The sequence below is a fragment of the Streptomyces sp. NPDC058457 genome, assembly GCF_042720695.1.
In the GTDB taxonomy this organism is placed as follows: domain Bacteria; phylum Actinomycetota; class Actinomycetes; order Streptomycetales; family Streptomycetaceae; genus Streptomyces.
This window is the reverse complement of sequence record NZ_JBHXLU010000091.1, coordinates 33,573-48,157: the sequence shown is the minus strand read 5'-3', so window position 1 is coordinate 48,157 and position 14,585 is coordinate 33,573. Positions and strand designations below refer to the sequence as shown.

Here is a 14,585-nt window from a genome sequence, read left to right as displayed (position 1 = left end):
ACGCTGAACAGCCACGCCACCAGCGAGCCGCTCAGCGCCACGATCCTCAAGGCGGACGACGAGGACACCACGGTCACGCCGGACAACTCGCACGCCACGGACGAGACCGCCTGACCGGACCACACCGAGACGGGGAAGGCCGCGGCGGCGCGGAGGGGGAGCCGCCGCGGCCTGGTGCGTCCGGCGAAGGAGTGGGGACCACCGGTGTTCGCGGCGGCATGTTCCACCCGCCGGCCCGCCCGATGGGCTACGGCCTGGGGCCGCCGGCCCGCAGCTCCCCCTTCACCACCTTCCCGCTCGCGTTCCGCGGTAGTTCCGTCACGAAGTCCACCGTCCGCGGGACCTTGTAGTTCGCCATCTCCCGGCGGGACCAGGCGATGAGGTCGTCGGCCGTCAGCACCGCCCCCGGCCGCCGCACCACGAACGCCTTGCCGACCTCGCCCAGCCGCCCGTCCGGTACGCCGATCACCGCCACGTCGGCCACGTCGGGGTGCAGGCCGAGGAGTTGCTCTATCTCCGCCGGGTAGGCGTTGAAGCCGCCGACGATGAACATGTCCTTCAGGCGGTCGGTGATGCGGAGGTTGCCGGCCGGGTCGAGGACGCCGATGTCGCCGGTGCGCAGCCAGCCGTCCTCCGTCAGCGTCCCGGCCGTCGCCGCCGGGTCCTCGTAGTAGCCGCGCATCACGTTGAAGCCGCGGACCAGGACCTCCCCCGGCTCCCCCGGCGCCGCCCCGTCCACCCGCACCTCCGTGCCGGGTATGGCACGGCCCGAGGTGGACGCGATCACCGTCGGGTCGTCGCCCCGGCGGCACATCGTCACGATCCCGCTCGTCTCGGAGAGGCCGTAGGCGGTCAGGACCGTCTCGACGCCGAGTTCGCCGCGCAGGCGCTCGACGAGGAGGAGGGGTACGACGGCCGCGCCCGTCACCACCAGCCGCAGGGCGGAGAGGTCGTGGGTGTCGCGGGCCGGGTGGTCGAGGAGGGACTGGTGGAGGGTCGGTGGGCCGGGCAGTACCGACACCCGTTCCGACGCGACGTTCGCGAGGACCGTCGCCACGTTGAACACCGGCTGCGGGATCATCGTCGCCCCGCGCATCAGGCACGCGACGACCCCGGCCTTGTAGCCGAAGGTGTGGAAGAAGGGGTTGACGATCAGGTAGCGGTCGCCGGTGCGCAGGCCCGCCAGGTCCGCCCAGATCTCGTACGCCCGCAGGGTCTGCGCGTGGGTGATCATCGCGCCCTTCGGGCGGCCCGTCGTACCGGACGTGAAGACGATGTCGGACAGACAGCCACCGTCCAGCCCGCCCGCCCGGGCAGCGACCTCGCCGGCCCCCACCCCCTCCCCGCCCGCCAGGAAGTCCTTCCAGGTACGGAAGTCCACCGGCGCGTCCTCCGACAGCACCACCACCTGCCGGAGGGCGGGCAGCCCCGGCAGGGGCCCCCGGCCGCCCCCGGCCGCCTCCCCGTCCCCGTCGCCGCCCCCCGCCGCCCTGCGCAGCGAGGCCACGTACGAGGTCCCCAGGAACGTCCCCGTCACGAACAGCAGCCGGGCCCCGCTGCGGCGCAGCACGTCCGCCGCCTCCGTCCCCTTGAAGCGGGTGTTCAGCGGGACCAGCACCCCGCCCGCCGACACCGCGCCCAGCGCCGCGACGATCCAGTCCAGGGAGTTCGGCGCCCAGATGCCCACCCGGTCGCCCGCCTCGACGCCGGCCGCCATGCACGCGGCCGCCGCCCGTTCCACCCGGACGCCCAGTTCCGCGTACGTGATCCGGGTCCGGCCGTCCACCACCGCCTCGACGTCCGCGTACCGCTTCGCCGCCGACCGCACCAGTCCCGGAACGGTCCCCCACTCCATGTCACCGCGCACAACCGGCCTCCCCGGACGCATAGCTGACTGACCGTCAGATTAGCTGTAGCCTGACGAGCTGTCAGCAAACCGCGACAGCCGTGGAGGTGCGGGCACATGGCCGGTCTCAGGGGCATCAAGGACGCCACCGCCATCGTCGGGATCGGGCAGACCCCCTTCGCCAAACGGCTGGACGAGGACGAGAAGACCCTCGCCTGCCGGGCCGTCCTGGCCGCCCTCGACGACGCCGGCATCGCGCCCGGCGAGGTCGACGCCCTCGCCTCCTTCACCATGGAGGAGACGGACGAGGTGGAGCTGGCGAAGGCGGTCGGCCTCGGTGACCTGACCTTCTTCAGCAAGGTGGGGTACGGGGGCGGCGGCTCCTGTGCCACGGTCGCGCACCTGGCCGCCGCGATCGCGAGCGGGCAGGCGACGGTGGGGGTGGCGTGGCGGTCGCGGAAGCGGGGCAGCGGGCGCCGGCCGTGGACCAACACCGCCGTCCAGCTCCCGACCCCCGCCCAGTGGACCCGCCCCTTCGGCCTCCTCCGGCCCGCCGACGAGATAGCCATGCTCACGCGCCGCTACATGCACGAGTACGGCGCCACCCGGGATCACCTGTTCAACGTCGCCCTCGCCTGCCGCAACCGGGCGAACCAGAACCCCGCCGCCGTGATGTACGACCGGCCCCTCACCCGCGAGATGTACATGACCTCCCGGTGGATCAGCGAGCCCCTCTGCCTCTTCGACAACTGCCTGGAGACGGACGGCGCACTGGCCTGTGTGGTCGTGAGCAGCGAGCGCGCCCGGGACTGCCGGCGGACCCCCGTCTACGTCCACTCCGCCGCCCAGGGCCTCCCCGCCCAGCACCACGGCATGGTCAACTACTGGAACGACGACCCCCTCACCGGCCCCGCCTGGACCGCCGCCCGCCACCTGTGGAAACACTCCGACCTCACCCCCGAGGACGTCGACGTCGCCCAGATCTACGACGCCTTCAGCGCCCTGATCCCGCTCTCCCTGGAGGGGTACGGCTTCTGCGGCCGAGGGGAGGGCGGGGCGTTCACGGAGGGGGGCGCCCTGGAGATCGGCGGGCGGCTGCCCCTCAACACCGGCGGCGGGGGGCTCAGCGAGGCCTACGTGCACGGCTTCAACCTCATCACCGAGGGCGTCAAGCAGCTGCGCGGCACCAGCACCGCCCAGGTGCCGGGCGCCGCCACCTGCCTGGTCACCGCCGGCGAGGGGGTCCCGACCTCCGCCCTCCTCCTCACCAACCGGAGCTGAGATGCTGCGACCGGCCACCGACACCGACGGCGCCCCCTTCTGGGAGTACGCGGCCCGCGGCGAACTCCGCGTCCAGGCCTGCGCCGACTGCCACGAACCCCGCTTCCCGCCCCGCCCCTGCTGCCCGCACTGCCAGTCCTTCGCGAGCGGGTGGCGGCCGACGAGCGGGCGGGGGCGGATCTGGTCGTACGTCGTCCCGCATCCGCCGCTGCTCCCCGAGTACGCGGCGCAGGCGCCGTACAACGTCGTGGTCGTGGAGCTGGACGACGCGCCCCGGATACGGCTCGTGGGAAACGTGGTGAGCGGGGCGGGAGCCCCCCTCGACTCCCTCCCCCCGGACCGGATCCGGATCGGCGCCCGGGTGCAGGCGGTCTTCGCGGACGGTCTCCCGCAGTGGGTCCTGGAGCGGCCGTGAGTCTGCGCCTCGACACGGACAAGGACACCGGCGTCGCCGTCCTCACCCTCGACCGGGCCGAGCGGCTGAACGCCATCGACCTCGCGACCGCCACCGAACTCGTCTCTGTCTGGCGGGCGTTGCGCTTCGACGACGCCGTACGGGCCGTCGTCCTCACCGGCGCAGGCGGGCGCGCCTTCAGCACGGGCCTCGACCGGGACGCCGTCGTACCGCAGCCGTCGTCGCCGTACAGCCAGGACGATCCGCTGATCGCGATCGGGCCCAAGTCGAACGACCTGTGGAAGCCGGTGATCGCCGCCGTGGCCGGGATGGCCTGCGGAGGTGCCTTCTACCTCCTCGGCGAGTGCGACTTCGTCATCGCCGACGAGACCGCGGCCTTCTTCGACCCGCACACCTCCTACGGCATGGTCAGCGCGTACGAGTCGGTGCTGATGGCACAGCGGATGCCGTACGGGGAGGTGGCCCGGATGGTGCTGATGGGCAACGCCGAGCGGGTCTCCGCCCGGCGGGCGTACGAGGTGGGGCTGGTGTCGGAAGTGACCGCGCCCGGTCGGGCCTTGCCGGCGGCCGTGCGGTGCGCCTCCGTCATCGCCGGGTATCCGACCGAGGGGGTGCAGGGGAGTGTGCGGGCGCTGTGGGCGGCGAAGGAGGCGGCGCGGGAGCGGGGGTGGGCCGCGGCCCCGCATCTGATCACGCTGGGCAACCTGCCGGGCGAGCGGCAGGCGGAGCTGTTCGCCGACCGGCCGCGCACGACTCCCCGTACCCGCTGAGGCACCGCGTGGCGGCGCGGGGCGCCCGGGCGTAGCGTTCGCTTTGGGAGCCGACTCCCACCCCGAGCGGCGGCCGCCGTGCGCAGCCCTTCCGTGCGACCAACTGGTACGACGGCCGTCCCGGGCAGCCCCTGAGCGCCGAAGAGAGTGCCACTTGCTGCCGCCGGGCGACTGCGGGTACGTCGTGGCCGTTCGCGCAGTTCCCCGCGCCCCTAAAAGAAAGGGGCGCCGCACCGGCGCCCCTCAGGGGCGCGGGGAACTGCGCGACAAGCCCCCACGGCGGCGCGGTGAACCCACGGCGCTCACGCGGTCCGGGCCGTGCCGGTGCCCTTCTCGGCGTCCAACGCGTACACGCACCGGTCCTTGCTGCACGCGTACACCACCCCGTCCCGCACCACCGGCGACCCGGTGATCTCTCCTCCCGTCGCCAGCTTCCAGCGGAGCCGGCCGTCGTCGGCCTTGAGGGTGTAGAGGAGGTGGTCGGTTGAGCCGAAGTGGATGCGGCCCTCGGCGACCGCCGGGGCGCCCACGACATCGCCGCCCGCCTGGAAGCGCCACTTGGGGGTGCCGGTGACCGCGTCCAGCGTGTACAGGCCCTTGCCGCTGCCGACGTGGACGTGGCCGGCGGCGACGAGTACCGGCTCGATCGAGGCGCGGGCCTCCGTCGCGATGCGCCAGCGGTCGCGGCCGTCGGTGGCGTCGAGGGCGTAGACGGTGCCGAGGTAGTCGGCGAGGTAGATGCCGCCGCCGGTGACGGCGGGACCGGGTACGTAGGTGGGCGGGGAGAGGAAGACGGCGGGGGCCTCGAAGTGCCAGCGGACCCGGCCCGTCGCGGTGTCGAGGGCGATCACGCGGGTGCCCGCGGAGGCGTACACGAAGCCGTCGTCGGCGTGGGTGAGGCGGATCGGGACGCCGCCGCAGGAGGCCGCGTCGCCGACGGGGTAGGACCAGCGTTCGTCGCCGGTCCGGGCGTCGAGGGCGCGCAGGCGCGCGTCCTGCCAGACGTAGACCGTGCCGTCATGGAGGGAGGGACCGGACTCGGGGGTCTCGAAGTCGGTCTGGGCGCCGGACAGCTCCCAGAGCTTCTGCCCGTTGGAGGCCTCCCAGCCCTGGACGCCGCCGCCCCGGGTGCCGGTGACGAGGGTGCCGCGGTCGGCCTTGAGCGAGTACACCCAGGCGTCGGTGGACAGCCGCCACAGGTCGCCGCCCTCGCGGGCCTCCAGGGCGAACAGGGTGGGGCCGTCGGAGGCGTGGATACGGCCGTCCGCGACCGCCATGGACCAGGCGACGTCGCGGGTCTTGAAGCGGCGGCGGCCGGTGGCCACGTCGAGGGCGTGCACCTCGAAGGAGGTGACGTAGACGAGGTCGCCGTCGACGGACGGGGTGCCCCAGACGTCGTTGGACATCCGGAACCGCCAGGGCCGCCAGCCGGACGCCGTCTCCGTGGGCAGGCCGGGGACCGGCGGTACGGCGGGGTCGGCGCCGTTGACACCGGGGTGCGGGCGGGACCAGCTGGCCACCAGGCCGGCCTCGGGCGGCGGCGCCTTCACGGCGGCGGCGCGGGCGTCGGCGACACGCGGGCCGGGGCCGATCGGCACCTGGGCGCCGGCGAGGCGGACCGGCCCGGTGTCGGGGCCGGGGGCGCCGACGGGGACCGGGGCCGGGACCGCGGGGTCGTAGGAGGGCGGCGGGGGGACCGCGAGACGGCCGGCGCTGCGGGCGCCGGACGGGTTGGCGGAGGGTTTCACGGCCGGGCGGCCGCCGCGGCGGGACTCGATCAGGCCGACCGCCTTCTCGGGCAGCCAGGCGGACGCCGTACCGCTGTCGTCGGAGCCGGAGCCGAAGAGGTGGGGCGCCAGCTGGGCCTGGAGGTCGGCCGGGTTGGGGCGGCCCGCGGCCTCCATCTGCATACAGGACTCGATGAGGGGGCGCAGCTCGTCCGGGAGGCCTTCGAGGTCGGGGCCCTCCCGCAGGAGCATGAAGACGGTCTCGACCGGGTTGGCGCCGTGGAAGGGCGGGTGGCCGGTGGCGGCGAAGACGAGCATGGAGCCGAGGGAGAAGACGTCGCTGGCGCCGGTGACGCTGCGGGAGTCCTTGGCCTGCTCCGGGGACATGTAGGCGGGGGTGCCGACCGCGACGTTCGTCATCGTCAGCCGGGTGTTCGAGACACCGGAGGCGATACCGAAGTCGATGACCCGGGGGCCGTCCTCGACGACGAGGACGTTGGACGGCTTGAGGTCCCGGTGGACGAGTCCGGCGCCGTGGATCGACTGGAGCGCCTCCGCGACGCCCGCCGCGAGCCAGCGGACCGCCTGGGCCGGGAGCGGGCCGCAGTCGTTCACTATCTCTTCGAGGGAGGGCGCCGGTACGTACGCGGTCGCGAGCCACGGCACGGCCGCGCGCGGGTCGGCGTCGACGACGGCGGCCGTGTAGAAACCGGAGACCGCGCGGGCCGCCTCCACCTCGCGGGTGAAGCGGACCCGGAACAGCTGGTCCTCGGCGAGCTCGGTCCGGACGGTCTTGATCGCCACGCGCCGGCCGGACGCCGAGCGCGCCAGATAGACCAGCCCCATGCCGCCGGCCCCCAGCCGTCCCAGCACCTCGAACGGCCCGATCCGCCGCGGATCGTGCTGCGTCAGCTGATCCACCACTTGCCTGCCACCTCCCCGTACGGGCCTCGTCCACCTACATATGTACGCGACCCCGTGCAGCGTCTCACCACCGCACCGCCATGGCGGTACGCACCCCGATTCTTCCTGGCTCGGGCACAGGTTGCGAACCAGGTGATCAATCGGGGTGTCCCATGGCAAAATAAGACATTTACCCGCCGAGAGCCGTACTTTTCCGGCCTCAGCGTTCCAGCAGCGCGAAGGACGCCCCTTGATTGTCGGTCACGACGGCCACTTTTCCGTACGACGTGTCGAAGGGCGGCGCCTGGACCCGGCCGCCCAGCTGCTGTACGGCCCCGACCGCGGCCGCCACGTCCCCGGTGCGGAAGTGGACGACGAACTGGGACGGCATCCCGGCCGCGAACACCTCGGTCACCGGCGCGCGGCCGAAGTCCGGATCGGCGTCGGCGCCGAAGAGGGCGTCGGTGAAGAGGTGGCCGTAGAAGGTGTTCGCCGTGTCGGTGTCGCTGGTGTAGAGCTGCGCCCAGGCGAAGCTGCCGGGGGCGTGCCGGACGCCGAAGCCGGGGTGGCGCCCGGCCTGCCAGATGCCGAAGACGGCGCCCGTGGGGTCGGCGGCCAGGGCGGCGGTGCCGAGGTCGCGGACGGGCGCCGGGTCGTTGACGATCTGCCCGCCGGCGGCGAGGATCCGGCGGGCGAGGTCCCTGGCGTCCGGGGTCGCGAAGTACACCGTCCAGACGGTGGGCATCCGGCCGTCCCGCTTCCGGGCCAGCCTGGCGACCACCGCGCCGTCGAGCAGGGCCCATACGGCCTCTCCTCCGGCGTCCTCGAAGGTCCACCCGAAGAGCCCGCCGTAGAACCGCTTGCCCGCCTCGACGTCGGGGAGCTGCACGTCCGCCCAGCACGGGACGCCCTCCGCGTATCCGGATGCCCTGTTTTCGGCCATGTCGTCAAAGTAACCGCCCGGCCCGCCCCGCGCAGACCAGCCGCACCCGCCCGGAGTGACCGGCGCTTTCCCTTCCGTTTCCCTTCCGCGCAGCCACCCCGTACACCTGTGCACCCCATTTGCAGTCGGCCGAATCGCGCTCCGATCACCCCTCGGTAAGCTGACGGCATGACAGGACAAGTGCGTACCGTCGACGGCCGCGTGGCCGGCCGGCGTGGGCAGGCGACCCGGCAGAAGCTGCTCGACTGCCTCAGCGAGATGCTCAGCTCCTCCCCTTACCGGGACGTCAAGGTCATCGATGTCGCCCGGAAGGCGGGCACTTCGCCCGCGACCTTCTACCAGTACTTCCCGGACGTCGAGGGCGCCGTCCTGGAGATCGCCGAGCAAATGGCCACCGAGGGCGGCCAGTTGACCCAGCTGCTGGCAGGGCGCTCCTGGGTCGGCAAGGCCGGCTGGGCGACCGCGCAGGAACTCGTGGACGGTTTCCTGGAGTTCTGGCGCAAGAACGACGCGATCCTGCGCGTGGTCGACCTGGGGGCGGCCGAGGGGGACAAACGGTTCTACAAGATCCGTATGAAGATCCTGAACTCGGTGAACAACTCCCTGACCGACTCCATCGCGGAGTTGCAGTCCAAGGGCAAGGTCGACAAGGACGTGAACCCGGCGGCCGTCGCCGGTTCGCTGGTCGCGATGCTCGCGGCCGTCGCCGCGCACCAGAAGGGTTTCCAGACCTGGGGTGTGAAGCAGGCCGAACTCAAGCCGAACCTCGCGCTGTTGGTGCACCTGGGCGTGACCGGGAAGAAGCCCACGAAGTAGTCCGCGCCCCGGGTCCTGTCTGGCAGGCGGTGGTTCACCCCGAGGTGGGCCGCCGCCTGTTCCGCTACGCGTTCCGGCATGCGTTCCGTCACGCGGGCAGCGGGCGGTCCCGGACCACGTGTTTCATCACCAGCGTCGAGGTGAGGCGCTGCACGCCCGGCAGGGTCGCGAGCCGTTCGTCGTAGAGCCGCTGGAAGGCGGCGAGGTCGGCGGTGGCCACCCGCAGCAGGTAGTCGGGTTCGCCGAACAGCCGCTGCGCGTCCAGCACATGGGGGATCTCCGCGAGCGCCCGCTCGAAGTCGGCGACCGTGTCCCGGTCCTCCTGCCGCATGGACACGAAGACCAGCGCCTCGAAGGTCAGCCCCACGGCGGCCGGGTCCACCACCGCCCGGTACCCGCTGATCGCCCCCGACCGCTCCAGCTCGCGCAGCCGGCGGTGGCACGGCGAGACGCTCAGCCGCACCCGCCCGGCCAGCTCGGTCACGGTCAGCCGCCCGTCCTGCTGGAGCTCGGCAAGGATTTTCCGGTCCACGTCGTCCATGGAGAAGATTCTCCCCCGATACCCCCTTTCCCGAGCAAATTTCGGCAACACTTTCGGGCCAATCGCGCCTAATGTCCCTTCCATGGACACCGGACTGCTGCTCTCCTTCCTCGCCGTCGACCTGCTGCTGGTCTGCGTGCCGGGCGCCGACTGGGCGTACGTGATCGCCGCCGGGGTGCGCGGCCGCTCGGTACCGCGCGCGGTGGCGGGCCTGATGGCGGGGTACGCGCTGCACACCGCGCTGGCGGTGGCCGGCCTCGCGGTGCTGGTGGCGAGTTCCCCGGGGCTGCTCACGGCACTGACCGTGACCGGCGCCGGATACCTGCTGTGGCTGGGCTGGGGCGTGCTGCGCCGCCCGGCGGTCCCGCAGGAGGCGGCGGCCGGGGCGGACGGCTTCTGGCGCGGCGCGGCGATCAGCGGCCTCAACCCCAAGGCGCTGCTGCTCTACCTCTCCGTGCTCCCCCAGTTCCTGGTCACCCGGGGCGGCCACCCGCCCATAGCCCTGCAGACGGCCGTGCTCGGCACCCTCCACATGGCCTGCTGCACCGCCGTCTACCTGACCGTCGGCATCCTCGCCCGCCGCCTGCTCGCGGCCCGCCCGAAGGCGGCCCGCGCGGTCACCCGCACCTCGGGGGCGGCGATGCTGGGCATCGGAGCGCTGCTCCTAGCCCAGCACGCCCTGTGACCACGGCCCGCGTCTACGCCCTGTCGAGCCGGAAGATCCGGATCTCCCGGTCCACCCGCTCCTGGTAGGCGGCGTACGGCGGCCAGAACACCAGCAGCAGCCGCCAGGCGTCCGCCCGCTCCGCCCCCTCCAGCAGCCGGGCGGTGACCGGGATGTCCCGGCCCTTCCAGCTGATCTCGGCGGCGGGATGCTGGAGGAGGTTGTACGTCCAGGCGGGATGGCCGGTGCGCCCGAAGTTGGACCCCACGAGGAACCAGCCGTCTCCCTCGGGCATGCACGCCAGCGGCGTACGGCGGGGCCGCCCGCTGCGCGCGCCGGTGGAGGTGAGGATCACCCCGGGCAGCATCTGTGCGCTGAGCAGCACCCGGCCGCGGCTGAGCCGGTGCACGGCCCGGTCCAGGGCCGGGACCACGTGCGGGGCCACCTTGGCGAACCCCCGGGTGGCGGACACCCGCTGCACCAGCCGTTCGCCGATCACACCGCCACCTCCTGTCCCGCGAACAGCCCGGCCGCCTCGGCCGCGTGCGCGCGCAGCCGGTGCCCCGGCCCGAACAGCAGCTCGTCCCCGGCGGCCCGCTTGAAGTACAGATGCGCCTCGTGCTCCCAGGTGAACCCGATCCCGCCGTGCAGCTGGATGCCCTCCCCGGCCGCGGTCCGCAGCGCCTCCAGCGCCTGCGCGAGCGCCAGCCCGCCCACCGGTTCCCCGTGCGTGGTCGCCCAGGCCGCGTAGTAGGCCGCCGACCGGGCCGCCCGCACCGCCACGTACACGTCGGCCAGCCGGTGCTTGACCGCCTGGAACGACCCGATCGCCCGTCCGAACTGCTCCCGCTGCTTCACGTACTCCACGGTCCGCTCCAGCGCCCGGTCGGCGGCTCCCACGGCCTCGGCGGCGAGCACGGCGGCCACGAGGTCGCCGAGGCCGGCGAGGGCGTCCCGGACGTCGGTGTCCTCGTCGGAGCCGAGCAACTCGGCCTGCACGTCCCGCAGTTGCACACGTCCCTGGCTGCGGGTGGCGTCGAGGCCGGTCCGCCGGGTCCGTACGACCCCGGCCGCGTCCCCCGCCACCAGGAAGAGGAGGACGCGCGAGCGGGCGTACCCCCCGGTGTGCGCGGGCACGAGCAGCAGCCCGGCGCGGTGCCCGTCCAGCACCTGGTCGGCCTCCCCGTACAGCCGCCACCGGTCCGCCGCGCGCCGCGCCTGGACACCTCCGGCCCGTCCGCCGCCCGCCCAGTCGGCGCCGGGCGGCCCGGTGAGCGCGAGGGCGGTGCCGAGCCGGGTGCCGGGGACGGCGAGGGCGGCGGTGAGGCCGCCGTCGGCGATCCTCGGGAGCAGTTCGGCACGCTGGGCGTCGGTGCCGAGGGCGAGCAGCAGCGGGGCGGCGAGCACGGCGGTGGCGAGGAACGGGGTGGGGGCCAGCGCCCGCCCCAGCTCCTCGGCGGCCAGGGCGACTTCGGTGCGGGTGCAGCCGGCGCCGCCGTACTGCTCGGGCAGGGCGAGGCCGGGCAGGCCGAGTTGTTCGCCGAGGGCGGTCCACAGGCCGGGGTCGTACCCCTCCGCCCTGTCCACGGCGGCCCGCACGCCCTCCGTACCGCAGCGCTTGTGGAGCAGTTCACGCAGGGCGCGCCGGATCTCGTCCTGCTCGTCGGTGAAGCGGGCGTCCATGACCGGACCTCCTGACGATCTGACGGCCCGTCATGCTAGGGGCGTCGGCCGCAGATGCACAGGGGCGGCGGCGGGCGGATCTGATGTACCGTCAGATTCATGACTGGACCCCGCAAGGTCGCCGTGGTCGGCGTGGCCCTGTCCGACTGCGGCCGGGTGGACGAGGCCACCCCCTACGCCCTGCACGCCCAGGCGGCCCGCCGCGCGCTGGCCGACGCGGGCCTGGATCGTGAGGTGGTGGACGGCTTCGCGTCGGCCGGGCTGGGCACGCTGGCGCCCGTGGAGGTGGCCGAGTACCTGGGCCTGCGCCCCACCTGGGCCGACTCCACCGCCGTCGGCGGCTCGACCTGGGAGGTCATGGCGGCCCACGCGGCGGACGCGATAGCCGCGGGCCACGCCAACGCGGTCCTGCTGGTGTACGGCTCGACGGCCCGCGCCGACATCCGGGCGGGGCGGCGGACCGGGAACCTCTCCTTCGGCACCCGCGGCCCCCTGCAGTTCGAGGTCCCCTACGGCCACACCCTCATCGCGAAGTACGCGATGGCCGCCCGCCGCCACATGATCGAACACGGCACCACCATCGAGCAGTTGGCACAGGTCGCGGTCCAGGCCCGGGCGAACGCGGCGCTGAACCCGGACGCGATGTTCCGCACCCCGATCACGGTCGACGAGGTCCTGTCAGGACCGATGATCGCCGACCCCTTCACCAAACTGCACTGCTGCATCCGCTCGGACGGCGGCGCGGCGGTGCTGCTGGCGGCCGAGGAGTACGTACGGGACTGCCGTACCGCCCCGGTGTGGGTCCTCGGCACGGGTGAGTGCCTCTCCCACGCCACGATGTCGGAGTGGCCGGACTTCACGGTGTCCCCGGCGGCGGTGAGCGGGCAACTCGCCTTCCGGCGGGCGGGGATCACGCCCGCCGACGTCGACTTCGCGGAGATCTACGACGCCTTCACCTACATGACCCTCGTCACCCTGGAGGACCTGGGCTTCTGCGCGAAGGGCGAGGGCGGGGCCTTCGTGGAGAAGGGGCGGCTGCGGGTCGCGGGCGGGGAGCTCCCGGTGAACACGGACGGCGGCGGCCTGTCGGCCCAACACCCGGGCATGCGGGGCCTGTTCCTCCTCGTGGAGGCGGTACGGCAGCTGCGCGGGGAGGCCGGGCAGCGGCAGGTGCGGCGGGCCGGCGGGGGGCTGCCGGAGCTGGGGGTGGCGTCGGGGACGGGGGGCTGGTTCTGCTCGTCGGGGACGGTGGTGCTGGGGAGGGGGTGACACGGGCTTCGCGAGCGGCTGCGGAAATCCACGGGACGGCGGCAACCTCCTGGGCCCCGGCGGCAACTGTCGTACCGGAAGCTTCGATGTTCGAAGGACGTGCACCGCCGAATCGCGTAAGGATCCCTCCGTGGCCTCCTCCTCACATCGCCGCCGCCCGCAGCCGGACCGGGACTTCGAATGGCGCCCGGTGCGCGGCCCGTTGGTCTCGGTGGCCGCCGTGGCCGTCGTCGCCCTGGTCGTGACCCTGGTCGTGGCCTTCCGCCCCGGCGCCGCGGCCGGCGCCGCCGGGCAGGACCGGTCGGTGTCCGCGGCCGAAGCCGCGCCGCGTTCGACGGCGGCCACGGCGACGTCACCGAAGCCGTCGACCGCGTCACCGAAGCCGTCGGCGAGCGGCCGGACCAGCCCGTCGGCATCCCCGTCGGCGTCCCCGTCCGCCACCCCGGCCAAGCGCCCGGCGACCGGCACGCCCCACGCCTCCTCCGCCACCACCACGGCCCCCGCGGCCGGCCGGATCCGCCCCGGCACCACCTACCAGGGGGTAGCCACCTCCTACGACGTCGGCAACGGCGACGGCGCCTGCTCCTACGGCCCGACCTCCGACGTGATGACCGCGGCGATGAACACCGCCGACTACGAGACGGCGAAGGCCTGCGGAGCGTACGTCTCCGTCCGCGCGGCGAGCGGCACGTCCATCACCGTACGGATCACCAACGAGTGCCCGGCACCCTGCAAGACCGGCCAACTCGACCTGAGCCAGCAGGCGTTCGCGAAGCTCGCCCCCCTCTCCGCGGGCCGGATCGCGATCACCTGGAGCCTGCTCAGCCCGGCCACCTCGGACACGGTCTCGATCCGCTACAAGACCGGTTCCACCCAGTACTGGTGCGGCATCCAGGCGATCGGCCACCGCAACCCGCTGGCCCGCCTGGAAGTCCGCACGAGCGGCGGCTGGCTGGCGCTGACCCGCACCGACTACAACTACTTCCTCTCCGAACAGGGCACCGGCTGCGGCGCCGGGATCCGCCTCACCGACATCTACGGGGAACAGCTCACGGTGCCGGCCCTCGCCGTACGCCCGGACGTGGTGCAGCGGACCGGGGTGCAGTTCGCCCGGCACTGACCGCAGCGCCCCAAAGGGGCGCGGGGAACTGCGCGATCAGCCCCCACCGGCCCGCGGTCAACGTACGGCCCTTCCAGCCCAGCTCTCAGCCGCGGACCGGCACGATCCGGTGGCCGCGGCGGGGCTCGGGGGCGTCGAGGAGGGCGACGCCGATGTGGTGGCGGCCGCGCACCCACGCCGTGGGCGTCAGGACGAGCCCGGCGAAGGCGACGATCACACTGACCGGGAGGAGGGCCGGCGGGGACTGCCCCCCGGGCAGGGCCCTGCCACCCTCGTGGACGGCGTAGCCGACGGCGGCCACGGTGACGAGGAGGGAGACCGCCGACACGGCCGCCCAGACGTTCCGCACCCGCCGGGTGCGCGCGTGGTCGGCGACCTCGGCGAGGACGGACGCCGCGCACACGGGACACTCCAGCTCGACCCGGTCCCGGCCCGCGGCCGGCCGGACCAGCCGGAAGTCGCGGGCGGCCCAGGTGACGGCACGTGTCCTGCGCCGTCCGACATCACCGTTTACATGGCGTACGGCCACTTTCACGGTCTTCGGTCCCCTCATGCCGGACAGTGTGCGGGTGGGGCACAGGTGTTCGCAGCGGTTTGCTCGGTTGTG

Annotated in this window: 14 protein-coding genes; 7 read left to right on the top strand and 7 right to left on the bottom strand. The window is 73.6% G+C overall.

Going from position 1 to position 14,585, the window contains the following annotated elements; genetic code table 11:
* Positions 1 to 247 precede the first annotated feature (247 nt).
* Complete coding sequence (locus tag ACFWPS_RS43555; RefSeq protein ID WP_383716844.1) at positions 248 to 1,855, bottom strand: FadD3 family acyl-CoA ligase; 1,608 nt, start codon at positions 1,853 to 1,855, stop codon at positions 248 to 250.
* Positions 1,856 to 1,963: 108 nt separating this feature from the next.
* Here ACFWPS_RS43555 and ACFWPS_RS43550 point away from each other — a divergent pair, with 108 nt between their 5' ends.
* From ACFWPS_RS43550 to ACFWPS_RS43540, 3 genes are read left to right on the top strand one after another with little or no spacing between them, the layout of a single operon-like run.
* Positions 1,964 to 3,127 carry a lipid-transfer protein gene (locus ACFWPS_RS43550; RefSeq protein ID WP_383716833.1) on the top strand — a complete coding sequence of 388 codons (1,164 nt, stop codon included), beginning with the start codon at positions 1,964 to 1,966 and terminating at the stop codon, positions 3,125 to 3,127.
* Position 3,128: 1 nt separating this feature from the next.
* A complete protein-coding gene (locus tag ACFWPS_RS43545) occupies positions 3,129 to 3,542 on the top strand; it encodes a Zn-ribbon domain-containing OB-fold protein (protein WP_383716830.1) in 414 nt (137 codons plus the stop codon).
* A complete protein-coding gene (locus ACFWPS_RS43540) occupies positions 3,539 to 4,312 on the top strand; it encodes an enoyl-CoA hydratase/isomerase family protein (RefSeq protein WP_383716827.1) in 774 nt (257 codons plus the stop codon). Before ACFWPS_RS43545 ends, ACFWPS_RS43540 begins: the two co-directional genes overlap by 4 nt.
* A gap of 302 nt (positions 4,313 to 4,614) precedes the next feature.
* On the opposite strand, the gene ACFWPS_RS43535 is transcribed toward ACFWPS_RS43540, so the two are convergent.
* Positions 4,615 to 6,963, bottom strand: a complete 2,349-nt coding sequence (locus tag ACFWPS_RS43535) for a PQQ-binding-like beta-propeller repeat protein (protein WP_383716824.1) — start codon at positions 6,961 to 6,963, stop codon at positions 4,615 to 4,617.
* A gap of 199 nt (positions 6,964 to 7,162) precedes the next feature.
* On the bottom strand, positions 7,163 to 7,885 hold the full coding sequence (locus ACFWPS_RS43530; protein ID WP_383716821.1) for a VOC family protein: 723 nt from the start codon (positions 7,883 to 7,885) through the stop codon (positions 7,163 to 7,165).
* A 168-nt stretch (positions 7,886 to 8,053) separates the two neighbouring features.
* Here ACFWPS_RS43530 and ACFWPS_RS43525 point away from each other — a divergent pair, with 168 nt between their 5' ends.
* A complete protein-coding gene (locus tag ACFWPS_RS43525) occupies positions 8,054 to 8,701 on the top strand; it encodes a TetR family transcriptional regulator (protein ID WP_383716818.1) in 648 nt (215 codons plus the stop codon).
* A gap of 88 nt (positions 8,702 to 8,789) precedes the next feature.
* On the opposite strand, the gene ACFWPS_RS43520 is transcribed toward ACFWPS_RS43525, so the two are convergent.
* Positions 8,790 to 9,242, bottom strand: a complete 453-nt coding sequence (locus ACFWPS_RS43520; protein WP_093501654.1) for an Lrp/AsnC family transcriptional regulator — start codon at positions 9,240 to 9,242, stop codon at positions 8,790 to 8,792.
* An 82-nt stretch (positions 9,243 to 9,324) separates the two neighbouring features.
* On the opposite strand from ACFWPS_RS43520, the gene ACFWPS_RS43515 reads away from it, so the two are divergent.
* A complete protein-coding gene (locus ACFWPS_RS43515; protein ID WP_383716815.1) occupies positions 9,325 to 9,927 on the top strand; it encodes a LysE family translocator in 603 nt (200 codons plus the stop codon).
* Positions 9,928 to 9,940: 13 nt separating this feature from the next.
* Here the strand turns inward: ACFWPS_RS43515 and ACFWPS_RS43510 are convergent, their stop codons facing one another.
* Positions 9,941 to 10,405 (bottom strand): nitroreductase/quinone reductase family protein, encoded by a 465-nt coding sequence (locus ACFWPS_RS43510; protein ID WP_383716813.1) that lies wholly within the window; start codon positions 10,403 to 10,405, stop codon positions 9,941 to 9,943.
* Positions 10,402 to 11,589 (bottom strand): acyl-CoA dehydrogenase family protein, encoded by a 1,188-nt coding sequence (locus tag ACFWPS_RS43505; RefSeq protein WP_383716810.1) that lies wholly within the window; start codon positions 11,587 to 11,589, stop codon positions 10,402 to 10,404. Before ACFWPS_RS43505 ends, ACFWPS_RS43510 begins: the two co-directional genes overlap by 4 nt.
* A 99-nt stretch (positions 11,590 to 11,688) precedes the next feature.
* Here ACFWPS_RS43505 and ACFWPS_RS43500 point away from each other — a divergent pair, with 99 nt between their 5' ends.
* Together ACFWPS_RS43500 and ACFWPS_RS43495 are read left to right on the top strand one after the other, a co-directional pair.
* Entirely contained in the window at positions 11,689 to 12,858 is a 1,170-nt protein-coding gene (locus ACFWPS_RS43500; protein ID WP_383716807.1) for an acetyl-CoA acetyltransferase, read from the top strand.
* 130 nt (positions 12,859 to 12,988) lie between these two features.
* A complete protein-coding gene (locus ACFWPS_RS43495) occupies positions 12,989 to 13,978 on the top strand; it encodes an expansin EXLX1 family cellulose-binding protein (protein WP_383716804.1) in 990 nt (329 codons plus the stop codon).
* Between the two features lie 85 nt (positions 13,979 to 14,063).
* Here the strand turns inward: ACFWPS_RS43495 and ACFWPS_RS43490 are convergent, their stop codons facing one another.
* Positions 14,064 to 14,531 carry a hypothetical protein gene (locus ACFWPS_RS43490; protein ID WP_383716802.1) on the bottom strand — a complete coding sequence of 156 codons (468 nt, stop codon included), beginning with the start codon at positions 14,529 to 14,531 and terminating at the stop codon, positions 14,064 to 14,066.
* Positions 14,532 to 14,585: the final 54 nt, after the last annotated feature.

What these genes read in the sequence shown, in the direction of transcription:
- ACFWPS_RS43555 (WP_383716844.1), bottom strand. Translation starts at nt 1,855, where the DNA reads ATGGAGTGGGGGACCGTTCCGGGACTGGTGCGGTCGGCGGCGAAGCGG.
- ACFWPS_RS43550 (WP_383716833.1), top strand. Translation starts at nt 1,964, where the DNA reads ATGGCCGGTCTCAGGGGCATCAAGGACGCCACCGCCATCGTCGGGATC.
- ACFWPS_RS43545 (WP_383716830.1), top strand. Translation starts at nt 3,129, where the DNA reads ATGCTGCGACCGGCCACCGACACCGACGGCGCCCCCTTCTGGGAGTAC.
- ACFWPS_RS43530 (WP_383716821.1), bottom strand. Translation starts at nt 7,885, where the DNA reads ATGGCCGAAAACAGGGCATCCGGATACGCGGAGGGCGTCCCGTGCTGG.
- ACFWPS_RS43525 (WP_383716818.1), top strand. Translation starts at nt 8,054, where the DNA reads ATGACAGGACAAGTGCGTACCGTCGACGGCCGCGTGGCCGGCCGGCGT.
- ACFWPS_RS43520 (WP_093501654.1), bottom strand. Translation starts at nt 9,242, where the DNA reads ATGGACGACGTGGACCGGAAAATCCTTGCCGAGCTCCAGCAGGACGGG.
- ACFWPS_RS43515 (WP_383716815.1), top strand. Translation starts at nt 9,325, where the DNA reads ATGGACACCGGACTGCTGCTCTCCTTCCTCGCCGTCGACCTGCTGCTG.
- ACFWPS_RS43505 (WP_383716810.1), bottom strand. Translation starts at nt 11,589, where the DNA reads ATGGACGCCCGCTTCACCGACGAGCAGGACGAGATCCGGCGCGCCCTG.
- ACFWPS_RS43500 (WP_383716807.1), top strand. Translation starts at nt 11,689, where the DNA reads ATGACTGGACCCCGCAAGGTCGCCGTGGTCGGCGTGGCCCTGTCCGAC.
- ACFWPS_RS43490 (WP_383716802.1), bottom strand. Translation starts at nt 14,531, where the DNA reads ATGAGGGGACCGAAGACCGTGAAAGTGGCCGTACGCCATGTAAACGGT.